General features: G+C 46.3%; 23 protein-coding genes. 16 read left to right on the top strand and 7 right to left on the bottom strand.

Annotation, left to right across the window (positions count from 1 at the left end; genetic code table 11):
- Positions 1–156 precede the first annotated feature (156 nt).
- Both QZZ22_RS05400 and QZZ22_RS05395 read left to right on the top strand, forming a co-directional pair.
- Complete coding sequence (locus tag QZZ22_RS05400) at positions 157–672, top strand: DUF308 domain-containing protein (protein WP_292463255.1); 516 nt, start codon at positions 157–159, stop codon at positions 670–672.
- A 102-nt stretch (positions 673–774) separates the two neighbouring features.
- The gene (locus QZZ22_RS05395) at positions 775–1,815 is read left to right on the top strand and encodes an AI-2E family transporter (protein WP_292463254.1); all 1,041 of its coding nucleotides are present in this window, start codon (positions 775–777) and stop codon (positions 1,813–1,815) included.
- 37 nt (positions 1,816–1,852) lie between these two features.
- Here QZZ22_RS05395 and QZZ22_RS05390 read toward each other — a convergent pair whose 3' ends face one another.
- The 4 genes from QZZ22_RS05390 to QZZ22_RS05375 form a co-directional block, all read right to left on the bottom strand.
- Entirely contained in the window at positions 1,853–3,439 is a 1,587-nt protein-coding gene (locus tag QZZ22_RS05390) for an MFS transporter (RefSeq protein ID WP_292463253.1), read from the bottom strand.
- Between the two features lie 188 nt (positions 3,440–3,627).
- On the bottom strand, positions 3,628–4,008 hold the full coding sequence (locus QZZ22_RS05385; RefSeq protein ID WP_292463251.1) for a hypothetical protein: 381 nt from the start codon (positions 4,006–4,008) through the stop codon (positions 3,628–3,630).
- A 48-nt stretch (positions 4,009–4,056) separates the two neighbouring features.
- Entirely contained in the window at positions 4,057–4,590 is a 534-nt protein-coding gene (locus QZZ22_RS05380) for an LEA type 2 family protein (protein ID WP_292463250.1), read from the bottom strand.
- Positions 4,591–4,686: 96 nt separating this feature from the next.
- A complete protein-coding gene (locus tag QZZ22_RS05375; protein ID WP_292463249.1) occupies positions 4,687–5,034 on the bottom strand; it encodes an LEA type 2 family protein in 348 nt (115 codons plus the stop codon).
- 602 nt (positions 5,035–5,636) lie between these two features.
- On the opposite strand from QZZ22_RS05375, the gene QZZ22_RS05370 reads away from it, so the two are divergent.
- The 6 genes from QZZ22_RS05370 (at position 5,637) to QZZ22_RS05345 (ending at position 9,894) form a co-directional block, all read left to right on the top strand.
- Positions 5,637–6,263: an LURP-one-related family protein gene (locus QZZ22_RS05370; protein ID WP_292463248.1), complete on the top strand. Its 627-nt coding sequence runs from the start codon at positions 5,637–5,639 to the stop codon at positions 6,261–6,263.
- Positions 6,263–7,063 (top strand): hypothetical protein, encoded by an 801-nt coding sequence (locus QZZ22_RS05365; protein WP_292463247.1) that lies wholly within the window; start codon positions 6,263–6,265, stop codon positions 7,061–7,063. The genes QZZ22_RS05370 and QZZ22_RS05365 overlap by 1 nt, the downstream gene beginning before the upstream one ends.
- A gap of 56 nt (positions 7,064–7,119) precedes the next feature.
- Complete coding sequence (locus QZZ22_RS05360; RefSeq protein ID WP_292463246.1) at positions 7,120–7,614, top strand: DUF1269 domain-containing protein; 495 nt, start codon at positions 7,120–7,122, stop codon at positions 7,612–7,614.
- Positions 7,615–7,805: 191 nt separating this feature from the next.
- Positions 7,806–8,360, top strand: a complete 555-nt coding sequence (locus tag QZZ22_RS05355) for a DUF308 domain-containing protein (protein WP_292463245.1) — start codon at positions 7,806–7,808, stop codon at positions 8,358–8,360.
- A gap of 240 nt (positions 8,361–8,600) precedes the next feature.
- Complete coding sequence (locus tag QZZ22_RS05350) at positions 8,601–9,620, top strand: S-methyl-5-thioribose-1-phosphate isomerase (RefSeq protein ID WP_292463244.1); 1,020 nt, start codon at positions 8,601–8,603, stop codon at positions 9,618–9,620.
- A gap of 94 nt (positions 9,621–9,714) precedes the next feature.
- On the top strand, positions 9,715–9,894 hold the full coding sequence (locus QZZ22_RS05345) for a preprotein translocase subunit Sec61beta (protein WP_292463243.1): 180 nt from the start codon (positions 9,715–9,717) through the stop codon (positions 9,892–9,894).
- A gap of 128 nt (positions 9,895–10,022) precedes the next feature.
- Here the strand turns inward: QZZ22_RS05345 and QZZ22_RS05340 are convergent, their stop codons facing one another.
- The gene (locus QZZ22_RS05340; protein WP_292463596.1) at positions 10,023–10,319 is read right to left on the bottom strand and encodes a signal recognition particle protein Srp19; all 297 of its coding nucleotides are present in this window, start codon (positions 10,317–10,319) and stop codon (positions 10,023–10,025) included.
- Between the two features lie 105 nt (positions 10,320–10,424).
- On the opposite strand from QZZ22_RS05340, the gene QZZ22_RS05335 reads away from it, so the two are divergent.
- On the top strand, positions 10,425–10,685 hold the full coding sequence (locus tag QZZ22_RS05335; protein WP_292463242.1) for a hypothetical protein: 261 nt from the start codon (positions 10,425–10,427) through the stop codon (positions 10,683–10,685).
- Positions 10,686–10,724: 39 nt separating this feature from the next.
- Here QZZ22_RS05335 and QZZ22_RS05330 read toward each other — a convergent pair whose 3' ends face one another.
- Positions 10,725–11,210 carry a DUF5806 family protein gene (locus QZZ22_RS05330; RefSeq protein WP_292463241.1) on the bottom strand — a complete coding sequence of 162 codons (486 nt, stop codon included), beginning with the start codon at positions 11,208–11,210 and terminating at the stop codon, positions 10,725–10,727.
- Between the two features lie 75 nt (positions 11,211–11,285).
- Here QZZ22_RS05330 and QZZ22_RS05325 point away from each other — a divergent pair, with 75 nt between their 5' ends.
- On the top strand, positions 11,286–11,708 hold the full coding sequence (locus QZZ22_RS05325; RefSeq protein ID WP_292463240.1) for a universal stress protein: 423 nt from the start codon (positions 11,286–11,288) through the stop codon (positions 11,706–11,708).
- On the opposite strand, the gene QZZ22_RS05320 is transcribed toward QZZ22_RS05325, so the two are convergent.
- A complete protein-coding gene (locus QZZ22_RS05320) occupies positions 11,705–12,517 on the bottom strand; it encodes a sugar phosphate isomerase/epimerase family protein (RefSeq protein ID WP_292463239.1) in 813 nt (270 codons plus the stop codon). The genes QZZ22_RS05325 and QZZ22_RS05320 overlap by 4 nt on opposite strands.
- Before the next feature lie 85 nt (positions 12,518–12,602).
- Here QZZ22_RS05320 and QZZ22_RS05315 point away from each other — a divergent pair, with 85 nt between their 5' ends.
- The 6 genes from QZZ22_RS05315 (at position 12,603) to QZZ22_RS05290 (ending at position 17,057) form a co-directional block, all read left to right on the top strand.
- Positions 12,603–13,634, top strand: a complete 1,032-nt coding sequence (locus QZZ22_RS05315; protein ID WP_292463238.1) for a peptidase U32 family protein — start codon at positions 12,603–12,605, stop codon at positions 13,632–13,634.
- Positions 13,631–14,026, top strand: coding sequence for a DUF5402 family protein (locus QZZ22_RS05310; protein ID WP_292463237.1), 396 nt, complete (start codon positions 13,631–13,633; stop codon positions 14,024–14,026). Before QZZ22_RS05315 ends, QZZ22_RS05310 begins: the two co-directional genes overlap by 4 nt.
- 245 nt (positions 14,027–14,271) lie before the next feature.
- Complete coding sequence (mtrE, locus tag QZZ22_RS05305) at positions 14,272–15,183, top strand: tetrahydromethanopterin S-methyltransferase subunit E (RefSeq protein ID WP_292463236.1); 912 nt, start codon at positions 14,272–14,274, stop codon at positions 15,181–15,183.
- Positions 15,184–15,188: 5 nt separating this feature from the next.
- Positions 15,189–15,899 carry a tetrahydromethanopterin S-methyltransferase subunit D gene (gene mtrD / locus QZZ22_RS05300; RefSeq protein ID WP_292463595.1) on the top strand — a complete coding sequence of 237 codons (711 nt, stop codon included), beginning with the start codon at positions 15,189–15,191 and terminating at the stop codon, positions 15,897–15,899.
- Position 15,900: 1 nt separating this feature from the next.
- Positions 15,901–16,746, top strand: a complete 846-nt coding sequence (gene mtrC / locus QZZ22_RS05295) for a tetrahydromethanopterin S-methyltransferase subunit C (protein ID WP_292463235.1) — start codon at positions 15,901–15,903, stop codon at positions 16,744–16,746.
- Positions 16,743–17,057: a tetrahydromethanopterin S-methyltransferase subunit B gene (locus QZZ22_RS05290; RefSeq protein WP_292463234.1), complete on the top strand. Its 315-nt coding sequence runs from the start codon at positions 16,743–16,745 to the stop codon at positions 17,055–17,057. The genes mtrC and QZZ22_RS05290 overlap by 4 nt, the downstream gene beginning before the upstream one ends.

Raw genomic sequence — 17,057 nt, 5'->3', positions numbered from 1 at the left:
TAAAAGAGATATAGAAGCAGAGAAGAAGAGGATAAAAACAGGATTTGCTATCGAAGATAAGTGACAGACTATCTCGATTTTCTTGAGAAAGAATAAGAAGAACATATATAAAGATTATCAAAAAGGGATTAAATCGAGTTTTTTAGGGGGAGTGGAATGGAAACTACAATCGATGAATATAATGTTAACAATCAAGCAGTGCTATTGGGAGGTATAACCTCCCTCATATTTGGAGTACTGTTGCTGACGTGGACAGGAGCCACCCTGACCGTGATCACATTGCTTATTGGTCTCTGGTGGCTTATACAGGGACTATTCCTTATACTTAATGTTTTCCAGGACAGATCTCAATGGATATGGAAGCTCCTTAGTGGTATTATTGGTGTGCTTGCAGGCATCCTGGTTTTGCAGCACCCTTTGCAGAGCGCTATCATCCTGCCTGCGACCCTTGTGTTCATTCTTGGGATCATGGGTATAGTCATAGGCATCACATCCCTGATAGCTGCTTTTGGCGGTGAGGGCTGGGGCATCGGAGCTTTCGGAATCATCAGTATAATAATAGGGGTAACCCTGGCAACGAATGTAATAATAGGTGCTCAATTTTTGTTATGGATCACAGCTGGTTTGCTTATTCTGGAGGGAGTGGTGGCAATCTACATGGCTTACAAATGATGTGCAGGTTCTTGCAAAATGGATAGAAAACAGGCAGATTAGGACTTATATAATGAAAGATATGGATAATAGATATTGATGAATATCCGAGAGGTACTGTGCATGAGAAATTTACAAACTGACACATTTTCCGCGCCCGCAAAGCTTCTATTCATTATCGTTGCCTTGGTACTTCTGACAATTGGAATGCGGACAATCGCATCAATATTGATACCCATCCTGTTCTCACTCTTTGCAACACTCATATTTGCTCCCTTGATATACAAACTCCAGAAAAGAGGAGTACACCCCGTGATCAGTATCGCCCTTGTCATCCTGCTATTCCTGTTGATCGTTGTGGTTGTCAGCATCCTCACAGTCAGTGCTATACTGCAGTTCAATGAACTGACCCCTGTCTACCAGAGCAATCTGGCAACGAGAGTTGACAGCCTTATGGAATATATTCCACCTATAGAGAATCTCGATATCTCCCTGGGGTCTATCGCCCGCGATGTGGGAGTTTTCCTGCTGGCTTCTCTGGCATCAATATTTTCAGGAACTGTGAGTGCTGCGACAACAGTCGGGCTCATAATAATCACAACTGCATTCCTGTTGTTAGACGCAGTAGGACTTTCCAAGAAGGTTCAAAGAGAAGTAGAAGAGCGTTTCGCACTTGCAGTAAACATCAAGAATTTAGGCGGCCAGGTAATGGACTATGCGTTGATACGTACAGAAACAAATCTTGTGATGGGCGTTGGAACTACTATCATTCTGCTCATCGCAAATATTGAATTTGCCTTCCTTTGGGGTTTTTTAGCATTCCTGCTAGGCTACATCCCATATATAGGCCTGACACTGGCCGTTATCCCTCCGGCGATCCTTGCGCTGTTGCAGTACGGCCCCTTGGGCGCCCTGGCTATTGTAGTGGCCATATTGATCATAAACGGTCTTTCTGAGAATCTCCTGTTCCCTTCACTTGCAGGGAAGGGACTGGAAATATCGCCATCCGTCGTATTCCTGTCCCTCATATACTGGGGTTTTGTATTAGGACCGGCAGGAGCGCTCATCAGCACTCCTCTCACAATGGTGGTGAGGACTGTCCTGGGAAGTTTTGAAGATACACACTGGATAGCTGAGCTTATGGGAGAGAGCAAAAACAAATGATGATGCCTTTCTTCCTGGGCATCCTCATATTTAATCCTCAGAGCTTCCTATTCGATAACCCGACGGTGGACACCAGGCCCACCATAGCCAGGAAGATCAGGAAAACAATCCCTATTTTAAAGGCCTTCGTTCGGCTCTGAGCATAAATATCCATGAGCTCTGCCTGCATTGCAGTATCAGTACCTGATGCTTCCAGCATCGACTGTAGCTGGGTGTCCGAAACCAGCTCCACACTACTTTCCACAGCCGCAAGCAGTTCAGGCTTATATTCCTCAGGAATCTCAGTGCTTTCCTCAATGCTCATCTGCAAACCGATAAGCAGTGTGCTCAGCATAATAGTACCCACCAGGGCCACACCTATTGAATTACCAAGCTGCTCGAAGGTGCCGTTCAGACCTGAGGTCTCAGGAGTGTCCTTCTCATCTACCGAGGAGAAAATAAGGTTCAGTATCTGGGAAGCTATCAATCCCACGCCTGCGCCGAATACCACCCCCAGGCTCATATCGGAGGGTTGCACATCAGGCTTAACCGCCCATGCAACTATTCCCAGGCCTAGGATGACCAGCAGGAATCCTGCCTGGATAATACGCTTTGCAATGAACCGGCCTGTCAGTTTGGCTCCGATTATGGCAGATATCAGTACAACTATCGAGAAGGGAAGAAGGGCAAACCCTGTCTGTAAGGCAGAGAACTCGAATGTCAGCTGCAGTAACAGCGGGAATGTAAAAAGGAAGGCTGCCATAATGGCCATATGGAGATTACGGACAATGAATCCCGACATAAGTCCCGGAGTGCTGAAGAGCGATGGTTTGAACAGTCCATCGCCGCCTGTTTCTTCCTGCCTCTTTTCCCATCTGAACAACAACATTATCAATAGCGCACCCAGCCCTATCAGGACAGGGGTTACGGAGAGACCGAAGGGAGCTATTTCCCATGATCCGATCATCAGCGGCTGCTTGGCCAGCCAGAATCCGTATGTCTGTCCCAGCAAAATACCCATGACAATGGAAAACAAGCCCAGAACTGATAGAAATGCCCCTGCAAAATCGAACTTCGGCTTGCTTGGAAGGGGCACATCGGCTTTGATGCTGCGACTGAGAACCAGCACTGTAATCACTATCAACACTTCCCCAAGGAAAGCCAAGCGCCATGTATAGAAAGTCGTCAGAAAACCACCTACAATGGGTCCTACGGCCGCTGCTACTGCACCGATGGCGCTGACTATGCTATAGGCAAAAGCCAGGTCTTTACCCTGATACTCGTCTCTCAGCAGTGTCTGGATATTGGGAAGCATCAGCGCCGAACCCAGGCCCTCGACGATAGACCATCCCAGGACCAGAACACCCAGGCTAGGGCTTATGGAAGCCGTAAAAGTACCTATACCAAAGAGAACTGAGCCTATCATAAAAGTTTTTTTCTTGCCCAGGATGTCTCCCAGCTTACCGCCTATGAGTATAAAGGAAGCCATAACCAGGGCATAGATCGAGATGGCGCTCTGGATACCGCTCACGTTGGTGTCCAGATCGACGATCAAAGCTGATATTGACACATTCATTATCGTCGTGTCAATGACTATGATGAACATAGCCATTGAAAGGGCGATCAGCGCCGTCCATTTACTCATAATACCTGACCTCTTCAACCCTGGCCTGCACGTAAACAAGGACTGAAGTCCCAGGAGACATTGTTCCTATGAGTGCAACCCAAAACCATACCCCGATTCGTCTGTAATCTATGACTTAAGGCTTTCCGATACATTGTTATTTAAAGATGAATGCCTGAAGTTCGTAACTCATTAGTCCTACAAAGATATCAGTCTGTTCCGAAGGCTTCCCTGGTTCCGGGCAGCATGATGTAGACGAGGACTAGTACATTGAGCAACACGGCGGCGCTGTTGTCATACCATGAACCGCCTGTTATCATTGTAATGAAAGCGAAGCTCAGGTTCAGGACCGTTATAAATAGCAGGAATGTCCATGCCTCACGTTCCACCTGCCAGAGCATCCTGGCCACCCAGAACCAGATGTAGGCCAGCAGCCCGTAGAGCAGAGCGTACCACAAATTGAAAACACGGATGTCGAGGGGACCTATAAAAGGCAAAAAACCCAGGAACCGGAGAGTTATGATCAGATTCAACAAAAATAAAATCCCGGCCAGGATTGCCAGGAGCGTTACACCTATCGGTCTTTCCATATTTACTTCACTCCCTTATTAGCACTTGTTACTCCAAAAATAAAAACCTCACTGCCCCTCTTCTCTCTCTAGCTCCCTGGAAAAGGGTTGTTCGACAGTTCCTGACGGCGTATCAAAGAACATCGTCCCTTCTAAGTTCCAGGTTACCTCCCCTTCAGATATAGCATTGATAATTGCCGGAGGGACTGTTGATACCTGTGCGACGAAGTTGGTCGACGTCTCTATTTGCTGATTGGATGGTATCTCGAGAGGTTCCTCGAAACTTCCGCTCCCCAGCCTCACATCGTTCGCAAAGACCTCATACTCCATTCTCTCAAGCTCTACTGTGGTATCACTAGGATTATAGACTGTCATGGTAAAAGTCACATCGACCACATCCGAGCTAGCTTCATTTACCTCAATGCCGGTTACCCTGAGATCTGTGTCCCTTACCGCCTGAGCACTTTCTTCTACAGTCACATTTTCTTCTTCAACTACTCCAGTATCTGGTGCTGTACACCCTATGGCCATGAATACAGCTAACAACACTGTGAACAATATCATCAATTGCTTTCCCGTAAATATAATCAGTTGCTTTCCCATAAATCAACCCTCACTTGTCCGGTTTGTTTTTCAGTTGAAACCATCATGTTCTTTTGTAAACAATAACTGTTTTTCTCGGTCTCTGCTGAACCTCTGTCATGGATCACTCTCTTCAGAGCTGTTTACAGCGAACGACTGCTCGATCGCTCCCAAAGGTGTATCAAAGTACACCACCCCTTCAATGCTCCACAGGGCTTCACCGGTCACAAGAGCGTTAAGGACGGCAGAAGGTACGGAGGTCGGTTGTGCTACAAAGTTTGTCGATGTCCTTCTTCTCTCGTTCGGAGGGATCTCGACAGATTCTTCAAAGCTGCCGCCACCAAGACGTACATCGTTCGCATAGACAGTATAGTCCATTCGCTCAAGCCTGGCGGTAACGTCATTGGGATTATAGATATCCAGAGTGAGATTCAGATCGATCGCTTCCGAACTGATCCCGTTCACCTCGATACCACTTAGTGAGATCTCTGTATATCTTAAGGCCTATCCTTGTTTCAAAGAAGCTCCAGCCTGCAATAAATAGGAGAACGAACACCCCTGCAGCTATCCAAAGTTTGTTAATGCGGAACCCCGACTCCCCCTTAAACCCCTTATTATAAAGAAATTGATTATTCCGCTTAAAACTCAATAGGAAACTTTAATAGTAACTTCTGTGAGCCATTGAGACTTCAGGGATGCAAGAGTAGCAGGGATTATCCGGGTTGAATACTATTGCCGTTTTTCCTTCAAAAGAAAAGGAATTTTCAGGATAAAAAGTAAGAAAAACATCCTTCTCAAGGTATAATTCACAAAAAGTTGTTCAGACGGGATTACTTACAGATAGCAGTCTTTTGAAATGCTGGAATCATACTTAAGTAGTTGATATAAATTCATTGGTTTTTTAGTTTCATAAGAATTTATATTGATTTAGGGAGATTATCAATGTACAACAAATTGCTGAAAGATACTGCAATCTACAGCAGATTGATGAGAGATGCTGTTTTGTATTAGAAACAGAAGAGCACTGAGGGAACAGTGTTCCATTAATCTGACCTAGGGGGGTTTCAATGTTAAGGAGAAGAGGGGAAGTTTTAGGAGGTTCCGAAGGACGCCGGAGCGAAGGTTCGCCTGCAACTGGTACACCTGCAGCCACTGGAGAAGGAGAAAGTCTGGGGACCCGGTTCAAAATGCGCCAGCGTTTCTTCACTATCGGAGACCGTTTCTTTATAGAGAACGAGAAAGGAGATAAGGCATTCCAGATAGAGAACAAAGTAATTCGTGTGCGAAAAACGCTGCTTTTCCAGGATCTGCAGGGGAATGACATATACAAGATCCAAGAAAAAGTGGCACGCGTACGTGACACTATGGAGATAGAAAAAGATGGCCACACTGTTGCTAAGGTCCACAACGCTCTGATAACTCCATTACGCGACCGCTGGAGTATCGATGTTCCCGACGGCGAGGACCTGACTGCCAAGGGCAATATCCTGAACCATGAATATAAGATATTCAGAGGCGACCAGGTAATTGGAAATGTCTCTAAAAATTGGTTTAGGGTCCGGGACACCTACGGTGTGGACGTGCGTGAAGGCGAAGATGCCTTACTGTATTGGCCATTACCGTTGTTATTGATACTATGTCGTACGAAGGTCGTTAAAAGAGAAACAAAGGGATTAGAAGGGAGTGGGGAGTAATGTTAGGCCCGATACAATTACTGGCTATAGGCTTTGAAACGAACGAAAGGTTCAAAGGTGACAGCCTGAGGGAATTGAACGAGGTACGCAGCAGGGGAGTAATAAGACTGCTTGATATGCTTTTTGTGATGAAGGACGAGGAAGGGAACATCTTTTCTATCGAAGACACAGACCTTACATCTGATGAGGAAGTGGAATTAGGCAAAGTGATTGAAAAGATGTTGGGTATGAAGGAAAGTGAAGCATTAAGCTCTTCACAGGAAGCATCTGCAGATATTCCCACAGGTACTGAGAACAGTTATGGTCTCGCTATAAAGGACATTCTGGAAGTTGTTGACAGAATAGAACCCGGTACATCAGCCGCTCTGCTTCTCATTGAGCATGTATGGGCCGCCGGCCTGAAACAGGCTATCCGGGAAGCGGGAGGGCATCCCATTGCACAGGGTTTCCTTACACCCGAAGCAATGCTGATGATCGGTAAAGAAACTGAAGCCATTGCCGAGGCCGAAGCAGCCATTGAGGTATCCGAGGCCATCAAAGGTGCTGCCTTGCTTGATGTGCTGTCAACTATCGATACGGCCGAAGAGCTTAAAGAGGCTGCCATTGAAGAAGCCGCTGAAACAGTAGTAGAGATGGATCTGGTCAGGACTGCAGCAGTGGCCGAGGCTGTGAGGACCTTGGTTGTCGCGGGCCTGATAGAAGAAGCAGCTACTAGGGAAGCGATAGATGCCTTGGTCCAGGCCGGGCTGGTAGAGAGTGCTGCACTGAAGGTAGCTGAGAAAGAGACTGCTGAAGCCTAATCAAACAACAATTATAGATCGATAGTAGAATGGGGAGATTTTAAGGGGAATTGAATATGGCAATGACTACTTTGACCGTACTGAAATTCGAAAACGCGTACGATGCCGAAAGAGCTCTTGGGGTTATCGAAGACCTGAACAAGAAACAACTGATCACTTTGCACGATGCAGCAATCGTTACATGGCCGGAAGGAAAAAAGAAACCAAAGACGAGACAGCTTACCAGTATGACTGGCGCGGGTGCATTGGGTGGTGCTTTCTGGGGAATACTTTTTGGATTGTTGTTCTTCGTCCCGTTCTTAGGCATGGCGGTCGGAGCAGCTATGGGTGCACTGGCAGGTTCCATGGCAGATGTGGGAATCAGTGATGAATTCATAAAATCGGTCAGAAGCAAGGTGACAGAAGGCACTTCCGCGCTGTTCCTTATGACCAGCGGTGCGGTGATGGACAAGGTTGTGGAAACCATGAAAGACTTCAAGTTCGAGATCATTGCTTCCAACCTTACAAAGGAGCAGGAAGAGAAATTACGCGAGGCCTTTGCAGAGGAGTGATCGGGTAGAAAATTTAAACATTGTTATTACTTGGTTCGGGTCCGCTTTCTTACATATAACAGGGAACCGGCTTGGGCAGGAAACATATTGATAGAGCGCCCTGCCAAAGCTTTTTTATCCCTTTTTTGATTTTTCCGGCAAGGGCATTTGTGAGATGCTGATATAAGTGGATCAAAGTAAGGGGGAAAGAAATGGTAAATACAAACTATCTAGACACAGTAAACAGCCAGTCACTGTTGCTGGGGGGAATTGCTTCTATCATTTTCGGCATACTTTTGCTTAGCTGGCCTGGAGCTACACTGTCCGTGATCATGCTGCTGGTCGGCCTCTGGTGGCTGATCCAGGGAATAGCCATGATATTCTCCATTTTTCTGGACCGATCAGGTTGGATCTGGAAACTGTTGGGCGGTATTATTGGTATAATCGCAGGCATCATTGTACTACAGCATCCGCTTCAGGCAGCCGTGATAGTACCAGCTACCCTCGCGCTGATTCTTGGGATCCTGGGCATGAGCATGGGGATTATAGCTGTCATCGCTGCCTTCGCAGGCGATGGCTGGGGGACCGGGATATTGGGAATTGTCAGTATCCTCATCGGCCTGATGTTCATCTTCAACGCCTGGGTAGGTGCTCAGGTACTGGTGTGGGGAATAGCCCTCCTGATGATTATCTCCGGGATCACCGGTATATATTGGGCATATAAGGGTAAAGAAGTAGTCTCCCGAGGAACTCACTCGAGGGCATAATTTTTTAAGGGAGATCCAAATTCCATATCTTTTTTTTCTGTGGCAACACCTTATTTCTAAAGATCTGCCGGCACTTTACAAAAAAAGCAAAGGCATCGTGCTATAAAAATACAAGACCGGGATTCTCCAAGTCTTGGCGGCCTTGCGTTGAAAGCACCTCATACCAAGCAGATGTCCGTACACACATGAATCAACCTTCACATTTTTATCTAAGGCTTGTCTTTTATTCGGATAGATATTATGAGAACTATAGACTGGAATGATGAATCAAATTCTATTGTAATAATTGACCAGACCTTTCTTCCTGTGGAATATAAAGTCATTGAGTGCAACACTCTGAGCTCCCTCTGCGAGGCCATCAGGTCCCTTCGGGTAAGGGGAGCGCCGGCCCTTGGTGCAGCCGGTGGTTTCGGAGTAGCGCTTTCAGCCATGCTGAGCAGTGCCGGCACCATGGATGCGTTGATAAGGGACATAGACATAGCTGCAAAGACCATCAAGGCCACACGTCCTACCGCAGTGAACCTGGCATGGGGAGTTGACAGGGTCATCGATGCAACATCAGATGCCTACGATGTGCAAGGCATCAGGGACATTGTCCTTTCAGAAGCAAAGAACATCGCAGATGAAGATGTGGCTACTAATAAGATGATAGGCAAGCATGGGGCAAAACTGCTCAAGGATGGCGATACTGTTATGACATATTGCAACGCCGGAAGGATGGCATGTGTGGACTGGGGAACCGCTCTTGGTGTGGTGCGCTCGGCAGTGGAAGCGGGAAAAATGATCAATGTGATGGCCTGCGAGACCCGTCCTCTTAATCAGGGCAGCAGGATCACCACATGGGAATTAATGCAGGACAATATTCCGGTGACGCTTATTACCGATTCTATGGCCGGGCATGTGATGAGAAAAGGTATGGTAGATAAAATAATAGTCGGAGCAGACAGGATAACTGGGGATGCTGTGTTCAATAAGATCGGAACCTACTCCCTGTCGGTGCTGGCAAAAGAACACGGAATACCATTCTACGTTGCGGCCCCGGTCTCGACATTTGACTTTGAGGGCTGGGAAGATACTGTTACCATAGAGCTGCGGGATGAAGATGAACTCAGATTCTGCAGAGGAGCCCAGACTGCGCCGGCAGATGTAAAGGTGTACAACCCCGCTTTTGACGCGACCCCAATGGAAAACATCAGCGGCATAATCACTGAGAATGGTGTGTTCCACCCGCCTTTCCTGCTGGAAGAAGTCCTTTCCTGAGGCACAATCTTTTAAATCAATAAGTACATCAGTAACGGCAAATAACTAATATAATAACCTATATATTACTGCATAAAAGCATACGGAGATAATAATGACAAAAAAGAAATCTAGCGGCAGCGGGCTGATGTCATCCGCCGGCCTCATGCGCTATTACGAGGCTGACAAGAGAGCAATACACGTCGATCCAAAGACAGTTGTTGCCACGGGCATAGTAATAGGCCTGATAATAATGATACTGGATGCCAGCTTTGGAATATGGCCTCTTCCCTGAGAACCTCAGGGAGCAGGATATTTTTATTAATATTTTTACTTTATATTTTTACTTTATATATTTCATCCAGAGATTATTATTTTCCCAACTTCTTGATTGGTTTTCCAGCAAGAATTGCTCGGTATAGGTTATTTTGTCTGGCCGGAACGCATATCCTTGATAGTTGAAGCTATCTTTCTGGCTAGCGCGGTCTTGGGCGCAGTATTGTCTATCAGGACCCTGCCTTTAGACTCCCACCAGGACTTCGGATAAGCTTTATCAGCCTCAATTTCCGGGGTCAATCCCAGCTTTTGGGCTGCAAGGCCTATTTCCTGGATGCTGGGTTCGTTCACAGAGGACTTCCGAGAGATAATACGACCATTACTTCTTGATCTGGTCTTGTCGATATACGCAGGCCAGATAACGAGTTTTCCCTTATCCTTCATTAACATGGAGCATACATTGGAACTCATTAAATTTAAATTTGCCCGGGAAAGCCTGCTGCCGGAAGGAGAATAAAACTTAAGTAGTGAAAAGACGGGTTTAGTCCAATGACAGACAATCCAATACAAATCCGGATAGAGAAAGAAGTGGAAGAATTTATAAAAAAGTCTGGCAAGGACTTCAGGTTATGCACGACATGCGGAGGACCTGCCATATACCCTGTAGAGTTCAGCGCTCCGAAGGAGTCGGACATAGTTGTGAAAATGGGTGACAGCACTCTGTACATATCAGGGGTGCAGGCAAGGTATCTGAGACAGATAGAGATGAGGATGATCGAAAGGTATCGCCGGTCACTACGGCAAGTATAAACAAATCCTGTCTTAAACAAACAAACCCATGTCTTCCAATTAATCTTCGTCCAGGGACTCATTTATTCTGCGAAGCACCTCAGCGATCAATAACTGGACCTCAGTTGCATGTTCTTCAGGGACTTCGCTGCCTTCTGTAACCATGAGCTTTTTGATATCTATGACGATATGATGAATAATTCCAAGCATCTCTTCCTGGGTGATCAGGCCTGCATAGTATGCATAGAAAAAAGTAGTTCCGCTTCGTTGGACTTTCTTCTTGAAGGTTGCACGCGCATTGGAAACTTCCTGCCGGGTGTATGTCTCTTCCATAAAAGGGACAAGCTCTGGAAGTTTTTCGCCGATCCAAGTCATTTCTGACTGGTTGGAAAGGTTCTTGAAATCAGCACATAGGCGGGCAGTCACCCATTCCCTTGCTGTCAGATGCGTTGTCTGCTTAAGGAAGCGGGTCACATCTGAATAACTCTTAGTATCCATTTTCTTGAATTTCTGGTATTTGTTCACCTGTACACTTCCTTTATCCAAAATAGTATTGCAGCCATTGTAATACATACATTACAAACCCAAATATTTAATATTTGCGCGACATATCGCAAAATAATGAAAATTTTAATCCCAACAGACGGTTCGGCATATGCGGAGAATGCTGCAAAGGTTGCAGCTAAGATCGCAATAAAACACGACTACCAGTTAATAGTGCTTCATGTGGTACCCGACAAGGGAATCACCAGGAAGACGTGGCGTAAGGAAGGTGCTGAAAACGCACTTCAGGCCATCAAAGACACACTTATGAAAATGGGATGCAAGGAGGAATTCATCGAAACGCTAATAGCAGATGGTAACGCCCCTGAAAAGATAGTAGAGATAGCAAAAGAGCTTAACGTGGACAGGATAGTAATGGGTACGCAGGGAAAGAGCGGGATCAAGAAATTTGTCGGTACTGTAACTGAAAAAGTATTACAGTCATCCGATGTGCTGGTTCTCGTGGTCCCTCCCAACTACAATGTGCCCACAGATCCCTAAGGGATACGAATAGCATTAAGGATAGTACCCTTTCCTTTCACGACATCTTCCATGGAAAACACTTCCATGTTATAGATGCCTCTGTAACCTGTCAGTTCATTGAGGACACTATAGTCTATTATACCATCCCCGGGTGCGAGGTGCTCGTCACCATCGTAGTGCTCCAGCCATATGCCTCTGTTATCGTGTACATGCACATGAACTACATACGGAGCTATTGCGGCTGCGAACTCGCGCAGTTTCACCATATTGCCCCCACATGTAAGATTGGCGTGCCCTATATCGAAGGTTATTCCCAGGTTGTCGGAATTGACTTCCTCTATTGCCCTTATCAACTCTGCGGAGCCGGTGCATAAATTACCCTGATCCGTGCCTTCTTTGTTCTCAAGACCCAGGATCACACCATGTTCTCCTGCTGTTTGGGCAAGTAACCCGAGATTGCTTACCATTGAGGAGAAAGCCTTATCCCTGTCACCATTTATTCTCCCCGGATGCAGCACTACAACACGCGAGCTGAGGCTGGCTGCAATCTCTATGGACTCCCTTATAAGCCGGAAAGCGACATCGTCCATGTTCCCGGTATCCACCAGCACATCTCGCGGATAAGTGTGTGAAACGGCAAAATAAGGCGCATGCAAAGAAGTATACAGGTCAAATGTGGATAGCTCATCGATCATTCTGTTAAGGAGATCCTTCCGGAGCATCGCATTGTCGTAAAGTCCCATCTTGGGAATGTAGAGTTCTATGGATTCCACTTCTGATGCTATCTGCGAAAAACTGCCTGCAAAGGAGGAAGCTCCCAGTATCATAGATTATAAAAAATGGTTGAAACATGATATACTTTTGGCTTCACACACCAAAATACTTATCTTAATTCAGGCTTACCAGCAAGCAATGAAACTTTACGTACCGCATGCCGGGCATATGGAAGGACTGCAGGACCTGTTAGCTTGCCCGGAGGACATTTATGCAGTATATATGGCGGGAACTCCCGACTATGTTGGAACCGGGCGGACAAATCTAAGCGCGCCCGGGCTTGAGGAAATACGCGAGCAGACCGAGTATGCGCACGAAAGGGGCGTGAAGATGGAAGTGGTTCTAAACAGCTCATGTATGGGTGGACAGCACCTGACTCCTCAGGGTTTCAACAAGATCAACTGGTATTTTGACCAGCTGAATAAATCAGGTATTGACTCCATTACAGTTGCCGAGCCTTATTTTGTAGAAATGCTCTCAAGAGAGTACGATATGGAAGTGGTCGTGTCAGTGCTTTCCTTTGTGGACTCACCGCAAAAGGCAGTATTCTACGAGGAACTGGGAGCAGACACTATTGTTATAGATCCTGCGGTCAACAGGGATTTCCCAAAGCTTGAAGCCATCAAGGAATCAGTTTCCTGCGGACTCAAGTTGTTAGTTAATGAGGGTTGCCTCTACCAGTGCCCTTTCAGGTACGCACACTTCAACTTCTTTTCACATGCCAATGGTCCGGGACCAAAACTGAACGTCCTTGACGATTACTATTATTACAAGTGCCTCTCTATCAGGGTCAACGACCCGCAGCAGCTCATAAAATCACCCTGGATAAGGCCTGAGGACCTCAAGGAGTACGAGCATATAACGGATACATTCAAGATTGGCGGTAGGACGCATTTCCCAAACTGGATACTAAACAACGTCAAAGCATATGCAGAACAGCACTACGATGGCAATCTGATGGACCTGCTTGACTGCCCTAAGGACATAAGGGACCTGTTTTACATACCTAACAAGGAACTTGAAGGCGCTATATCTCAATGGAAGCGTTGTGATAAGGTCTGCATTAGGTGCGGATATTGTAAAAGGCTCACGGAAAAAGTTGTTCAGGTATACTCTTCCGAGGGTGCGCAACAGATGCTTCAGCCCCTGAATACGGAGAAACGGACATGAGAATAACAGACAGACTATCAAAGAACCGTGGGCAGCTTGAGAACAAATTAAGGAATATCCTTGCCAAGCCTGTATTCCTCATCGAGGAGGATATCTTTGCACTTCCCTGCGGTTGCTGCGGTGTTACTATTAATACAAGAGGACTCCAGGCGGACGACCTCGAGATATTCGAGGAGCACATAACAGAGTACCTTAAAGCCGCATCTTTAGATCTTGAAGTAGAACCATCATTCCTTTTTGCAAGACTTGTGCCCGGCACCGCAGAGATAGCTTCCCTTAACTCCCGCCTGCTATGCAGCAGATGTTACATGGATTTTGCCAGAGGCAGCGGTAAAATGCCCAGGCCAGACATATATATACTTAACTTTGACCGGCGGGAATGCACGAGTTAAGTAATCAAAATATTATATCGATGAGAAATTATATTTTTTGTATACTCATTAATACGTGCTTTTGATAGGTTCCAAGGGTTTTTCATCGGATTTCATTCGAAAGGTTTAATAAGTATTTAAGATAATGCAAAGCACCTGACGTTAGTTTACGCCATATCAATTATGATAGGAGATAGAACAGATATTGTTGTATTTCTGGTGCGACTTACCCTATAAGAATGATAAATAAAAAGGAGGAAATGTGAATGGAACCGCTCACAAGTATGGGCGTAATGGCACTGATCGGAGCTGCAGCAACTATTGCTGGTGCCTCAGAGGACCTTGAATCTGATGTAGGGTCCCAGAGTAACCCGAACTCCCAAGTGCAATTAGCGCCCCAGATGATGTATCCACACAGGATCTATAACAAAGCTATTTCTGGCGAACCACCATCGAATGCACTTATGTGTGCTATCGGTGGAACTGTTGCTGCTGTTCTGATGAGCACCGGCGCATCTGTTATTCTGGCACTGGCCATAGGAGCCATTGTCGGAGCAGCTGTACACGGTACTTATTCAGTCACAGGTTATTTTGGTAGAGTAGCAAGCCAAAAACGTTTCAAACAGCCACTTTATCTGGACATCGTACAATCACACACCCCTGTAATTATGGGATACGCATTCATTACCACTTTCTGTATACTTGTTGTATCGTATCTTATGACAACGGTTATGGGACACCCGTTCTCACTGCCACTGATGGCATTCATTTGGGGAATCACTGTCGGTTCGATAGGCTCTTCCACAGGTGACGTCCACTATGGTGCAGAGCGTGAATTCCAGAACGTAGAATTCGGATCAGGCCTGAACGCTGCCAACTCCGGAAACATCGTAAGGAAAGCAGAATCCGGCATAAGGAACGGTATCGACAACTCATGGTTCTGTGCTAAGTTCGGAGGACCTGCCACAGGGATCGCCTTCGGTATGGTTGTTTTCCTCAGCGGATGGATAACTGCAGTATTCGATCCTTCGATCAATGAATCCCTTGGATGGGAATCCATCATAGCAGGTGTTGTCATTGTACTGTTGCTGGCTATATGGAACAGGAAGATCGAAGTGGCTGCTCGTAATGCATATGGGCCTTATAAAAAAGATGAGGAAGCAGAGGTGGCAGCTTGATAGATATTGTAGGAATCATAACAGAGGATATTCTTAATATACTTCTAATTACCCTCGGTGGTGTACTTATTTCGTTAGGTGTCCACTTAATACCTGTGGGTGGAGCCCCGGCAGCTATGGCACAGGCAACAGGAGTGGGCACCGGTACAGTTCAACTTGCTGCTGGAGCAGGCCTCACAGGTCTTGTAACAGCAGGCTTCATGATGAATGTCACTGACAGCATGGGACTTATCATAGCATCCGGAACTGTTGGTGCCATGATAATGATATCAGTCACAATGTTAGTAGGACAGTGGATTTATGTTTATGGAGTTGGTTGCCCGGCAGCATCTGCAAAGGTCAAGTATGATCCGATAACCAAGGACAGGCAGGACCTCTATGTATCACAGGGTACAGAGGGTCACGCAATACCGACAGCATCTTTCATAAGCGGCATCATAGGTGCCGGACTTGGAGGATTTGGCGGGTCTTTGATATATTATTCCTTGCTCAGCATTGAGAATGGTCTTCCTGAAGTAGACTTCATAGGTATTGCAAGCATTTTTGCAATTGGTCTTTTCTTTGTTAATGCGGTCATACCCTCATATAACATAGGAGGAACCATCGAAGGTTTCCATGACCCCAAGTTCAAGAGATTCCCAAAAGCTGTGGTCGCATCCTTTGTTACAACATTCTTAGCTGCCATCATGGGCGTAGTAGCAATCGGAGGTATGTAAAATGTCAGCTGGAGGAGGAGGAGGAGGAGCCCATGCGGCAATTCCCCAGAATAACATAATCGCCTTCGGAATAGTAGGAGGCCTTTTAGGAATATATGGAGCTTATTTCCTTGTTGACATTGTAGGACCGTACATGTCATTCTTAGGTGCCCTTGGTGCGATATGCGGTATCGTATGGGGCGCTGCAGCAGTCAGAAGGGTTGCAAACTACGGTCTGGGTACGGGAGTACCTTCAATAGGCATGCTCGCTCTTGGTATTGGTATAATTGCATCGACATTTGGACTTGCCATAGGCGGAATAGCCGGACCTGTGATTGCAATTGTCTTTGCTTCCCTGATAGGACTCGTAGTAGGTGTCCTGGCAAATAAGGTACTCAACATGGGAATACCTATCATGGTGCAGTCAATGACCGAAATTGCAGCTGCAGGTGCCATAACAATTGTAGGCCTCAGCACTTCTATGATCGGGACATTCATGTTCTTTGACGAAGTAGTCAACGGCGTGGTCGTCGCCCAGGGAGTCGCAACCGGGGTCATGACAACAGGATACATAGCAGTTATCTTCATTGCAGGCGGTCTTGCAATTCTGCACCCATACAATGCAAATCTCGGACCTGATGAGAAACAGGACCGTACACTTGCATGTGCTTTCGAGAAAGGTGCTATTGCAATGATAGTTGCAGGAATAGTCGCTACCATTACCCCATTTGCGTCCGGATCACTTACAATCCTGATAGGAGTTGCTATATGGTACGTTTCCTTTAGCGGATTCTACAAGCTTGTAAAGAGAGATGCTTACAGGATAGCAGGTTCAGGGCTTCTGCCTTCCAAGGAGGAACTGGAATGAGCATGATTCACGTAGCCCCAGAGGCACATCTTGTATTGGATCCCCTCACATCTTTGCTCGCTGCAGAGAGAGAGGATATCATAGCATATTCCATGGATCCGATCATGGTACAGCTTGATGAACTGGATAAGATAGCAGACGATCTTGTAAATTCTCTCTCGCCAGACAAGCCATTGCTCAGCTCATTCGCAGGACGTGAAAATACTTCCATGCAAGCAGGTTTCTATGGCAATGCCTTCTATGGGATCGTAGTTGGCCTGGGAGTCGCCGGACTGCTGCTGCTTGTGATGAGCGCACTCGGAGGCATATAA

Origin of the sequence: Methanolobus sp. (assembly GCF_016278365.1) — an archaeon.
In the GTDB taxonomy this organism is placed as follows: domain Archaea; phylum Halobacteriota; class Methanosarcinia; order Methanosarcinales; family Methanosarcinaceae; genus Methanolobus.
Note: the sequence above shows the minus strand (reverse complement) of the source record. Positions and strands in the feature narration are given on the sequence as shown.

Coding starts and splice junctions, on each gene's coding strand:
- QZZ22_RS05380 (WP_292463250.1), bottom strand. CDS start 4,590: ATGGGAAAGCAACTGATTATATTTACGGGAAAGCAATTGATGATATTG.
- QZZ22_RS05390 (WP_292463253.1), bottom strand. CDS start 3,439: ATGAGTAAATGGACGGCGCTGATCGCCCTTTCAATGGCTATGTTCATC.
- QZZ22_RS05340 (WP_292463596.1), bottom strand. CDS start 10,319: ATGAAGGATAAGGGAAAACTCGTTATCTGGCCTGCGTATATCGACAAG.
- QZZ22_RS05320 (WP_292463239.1), bottom strand. CDS start 12,517: ATGATACTGGGAGCTTCCTCCTTTGCAGGCAGTTTTTCGCAGATAGCA.
- QZZ22_RS05360 (WP_292463246.1), top strand. CDS start 7,120: ATGGCAATGACTACTTTGACCGTACTGAAATTCGAAAACGCGTACGAT.
- QZZ22_RS05290 (WP_292463234.1), top strand. CDS start 16,743: ATGAGCATGATTCACGTAGCCCCAGAGGCACATCTTGTATTGGATCCC.
- QZZ22_RS05335 (WP_292463242.1), top strand. CDS start 10,425: ATGACAGACAATCCAATACAAATCCGGATAGAGAAAGAAGTGGAAGAA.
- QZZ22_RS05315 (WP_292463238.1), top strand. CDS start 12,603: ATGAAACTTTACGTACCGCATGCCGGGCATATGGAAGGACTGCAGGAC.
- QZZ22_RS05350 (WP_292463244.1), top strand. CDS start 8,601: ATGAGAACTATAGACTGGAATGATGAATCAAATTCTATTGTAATAATT.
- QZZ22_RS05365 (WP_292463247.1), top strand. CDS start 6,263: ATGTTAGGCCCGATACAATTACTGGCTATAGGCTTTGAAACGAACGAA.
- QZZ22_RS05310 (WP_292463237.1), top strand. CDS start 13,631: ATGAGAATAACAGACAGACTATCAAAGAACCGTGGGCAGCTTGAGAAC.
- QZZ22_RS05355 (WP_292463245.1), top strand. CDS start 7,806: ATGGTAAATACAAACTATCTAGACACAGTAAACAGCCAGTCACTGTTG.
- QZZ22_RS05400 (WP_292463255.1), top strand. CDS start 157: ATGGAAACTACAATCGATGAATATAATGTTAACAATCAAGCAGTGCTA.
- QZZ22_RS05370 (WP_292463248.1), top strand. CDS start 5,637: ATGTTAAGGAGAAGAGGGGAAGTTTTAGGAGGTTCCGAAGGACGCCGG.
- QZZ22_RS05395 (WP_292463254.1), top strand. CDS start 775: ATGAGAAATTTACAAACTGACACATTTTCCGCGCCCGCAAAGCTTCTA.
- QZZ22_RS05345 (WP_292463243.1), top strand. CDS start 9,715: ATGACAAAAAAGAAATCTAGCGGCAGCGGGCTGATGTCATCCGCCGGC.
- mtrE (WP_292463236.1), top strand. CDS start 14,272: ATGGAACCGCTCACAAGTATGGGCGTAATGGCACTGATCGGAGCTGCA.
- mtrC (WP_292463235.1), top strand. CDS start 15,901: ATGTCAGCTGGAGGAGGAGGAGGAGGAGCCCATGCGGCAATTCCCCAG.
- QZZ22_RS05325 (WP_292463240.1), top strand. CDS start 11,286: ATGAAAATTTTAATCCCAACAGACGGTTCGGCATATGCGGAGAATGCT.
- QZZ22_RS05385 (WP_292463251.1), bottom strand. CDS start 4,008: ATGGAAAGACCGATAGGTGTAACGCTCCTGGCAATCCTGGCCGGGATT.